The sequence below is a fragment of the Sphingomonas sp. genome (assembly GCF_036677245.1).
Taxonomy (GTDB): Bacteria; Pseudomonadota; Alphaproteobacteria; order Sphingomonadales; family Sphingomonadaceae; genus Allosphingosinicella.
This window is the reverse complement of the sequence record NZ_JAKFCG010000098.1, coordinates 1-2,471: the sequence shown is the minus strand read 5'-3', so window position 1 is coordinate 2,471 and position 2,471 is coordinate 1. Positions and strand designations below refer to the sequence as shown.

At 66.4% G+C, this 2,471-nt stretch carries 3 protein-coding genes; 2 read left to right on the top strand and 1 reads right to left on the bottom strand.

Going from position 1 to position 2,471, the window contains the following annotated elements:
- Together V6M48_RS11125 and V6M48_RS11120 are read left to right on the top strand one after the other, a co-directional pair.
- A partial coding sequence (locus V6M48_RS11125; protein WP_332812613.1) for a tetratricopeptide repeat protein occupies positions 1-617 on the top strand: 617 nt, incomplete at its 5' end.
- Between the two features lie 39 nt (positions 618-656).
- Entirely contained in the window at positions 657-1,541 is an 885-nt protein-coding gene (locus V6M48_RS11120) for a 4-(cytidine 5'-diphospho)-2-C-methyl-D-erythritol kinase (protein ID WP_332812612.1), read from the top strand.
- A gap of 170 nt (positions 1,542-1,711) precedes the next feature.
- Here the strand turns inward: V6M48_RS11120 and V6M48_RS11115 are convergent.
- On the bottom strand, positions 1,712-2,471 hold a 760-nt coding region (locus V6M48_RS11115), incomplete at its 5' end, for a polyprenyl synthetase family protein (RefSeq protein WP_332812611.1).

The following is a 2,471-nucleotide window of genomic DNA, read 5'->3' as shown; positions in this document are numbered from 1 at the left end:
CGCTCGGCAATGTCGAGCGCGGCCGCAAGCGGTTCGCCGACTGCGCCCAGACCTACACGCAGGGCATCGACGTGATGCCGCCCGCCAACGAGAAGGGCGCCTGGGTGACGTATTACTACCGCGGCATATGCTTTGAGCGCTCCAAGCAGTGGAGCAAGGCGGAAGTCGACATGCGCAAGGCGCTGGAGCTGCAGCCCGAGCAGCCGCACGTGCTGAACTATCTCGGCTACTCGTGGATCGATCAGGGCATCAATCTCGACGAGGGCATGAAGATGATCAAGCGCGCCGTCGAGCAGCGCCCCGACGACGGCTACATCGTGGACTCCTTGGGCTGGGCCTACTACCGCATCGGCAATTTCGAGGACGCGGTGAAGAACCTGGAGCGCGCGATCGACCTCAAGCCGGAAGATCCCACCATCAACGACCATCTTGGCGACGCCTATTGGCGCGTCGGCCGCACGCTGGAAGCCAAATTCCAGTGGGCCCACGCCCGCGACCTCAAGCCCGAGCCGGAAGAATTGCCGAAGATCGAGGCCAAGATCGAAAACGGTCTGCCGGAAGACACCTCGTCGGCGGCCTCCGCCGACAAGAAAAAAGAAGACGGCAAGGGCGGTTGAGGGCGATTGAGCACGGCTGATCGAAGGGTTGGGTCGGTTATGCCGGCGTTGATGGAAGAGGGGCGTGCCAAGGTCAACCTGACCCTGCGGGTGGTTGGGCGGCGCGTCGATGGCTATCACGACATCGAAAGCGTGGTGGCGTTCGCCAATTGCGCCGACCGGCTCAGCCTGAGCCCGGGCTCCGGGCTGAACCTGAACACCACCGGCCCGCTGGCGCAGGCCTGCGGCGAGGCTTCCGACAATCTGGTGATCAAGGCGGCGCAGTTGCTGCGCGCGCGCGTGCCGGATCTCAAGCTCGGCGATTTCATTCTCGACAAGGTGCTGCCGGTGGCAGCCGGCATCGGCGGCGGCTCGGCCGATGCGGCCGCGGCGCTGCGGCTGCTGGCGCAACTCAACGGTATCGAACTCGACGATCCGCGCCTGATCGAGGTCGCGCGGCTGACCGGCGCCGACGTGCCGGTATGCCTTGCCTCCAACGCCTGCGTCATGACCGGCGTCGGCGAGACGCTGATGCCGCTGAGCCTGCCGAAGATGCCGTGCGTGATGGTCAATCCGCGCGTTCCCGTCGCCACCGCCGACGTATTCAAGGCGCTCGGCCTGCGCAACGGCCAATTGCTGGTGGGCGCGACCGATGTGTTCCGCGGCACGGCCTGGCCGGAAGCCGGCGCCTCGCTCGAAGACTGGGTCGAAGCGCTCGCCGCCGAACACAACGACCTCGAAGCGCCGGCGATGCGCATTCAGCCCGTGATCGGCGAGGTGATCGCCGCGCTCAACGCCACCAATGGCGCCTGGCTGGCGCGGATGTCGGGCTCGGGCGCGACCTGCTTTGCGATCTACGAGAACACCGCCGACGCGCAGCGCGCGGCGCAGAAAATCCAGCTCGATCATCCCGGCTGGTGGGTGCATGCGGGGATCTTGAGTTAGCGCTTCGCCGGCAACATACACCGCCGTCATCCTGAGGTGCGCGCCGTCTTCGGCGCGCCTCGAAGGATGGATGCGAAGGCGGTGCCCGCTGCCCATCCTTCGAGGCGCGCAAGGGCGCGCACCTCAGGATGACGCGATCTTGCTGCTGCTGATGACGGCGCCGATCGCTTCTAATGCGATCTCGCCAGACAGAACGCCACCACCTGCTCCAGCGCGGTCTTCATCGGCGAGGCCGGAAACAGCGCCAGCGCATCGACCGCCATGGCGCCGTAATGCTGGGCGCGGTTGATGGTGTCTTCCAGCGCGCGGTGCTTGGTCATCAGGCCGATGGCGTGGTCGAGATCGCCGTCGGCGATCTCGCCGCGTTCCAGCGCCTTGCTCCAGAACGCGCGCTCGCTGTCGTTGCCGCGGCGGAACGCCAGCACCACCGGCAGCGTGATCTTGCCCTCGCGGAAATCGTCGCCGATGTTCTTGCCGAGCTTGGCGGCCTTGCCGCCATAGTCGAGCACATCGTCCACCAATTGGAACGCGATGCCGAGATTCATGCCGACCGAGCGGCAGGCGGTCTGTTCGGCCTTCGGGCGGTTGGCGATGACGGGGCCGACCTCGCAGGCCGCGGCGAACAGCTCGGCGGTCTTGCCGCGGATCACGGCGAGATATTCGTCCTCGGTGGTGGCGGTATTCTTCGCCGCCGCCAGCTGCATCACTTCGCCTTCGGCGATGGTGGCGGCGGCCGATGACAGGATGTCGAGCGCGCGCAGCGAGCCGACCTCGACCATCATCCGGAACGCCTGGCCGAGCAGGAAGTCGCCGACCAGCACGCTGGCCTCGTTGCCCCACAGCATCCGCGCCGACAATTTGCCGCGCCGCAGCTCGCTTTCGTCGACCACGTCGTCATGCAGCAAAGTGGCGGTGTGCATGAATTCGACC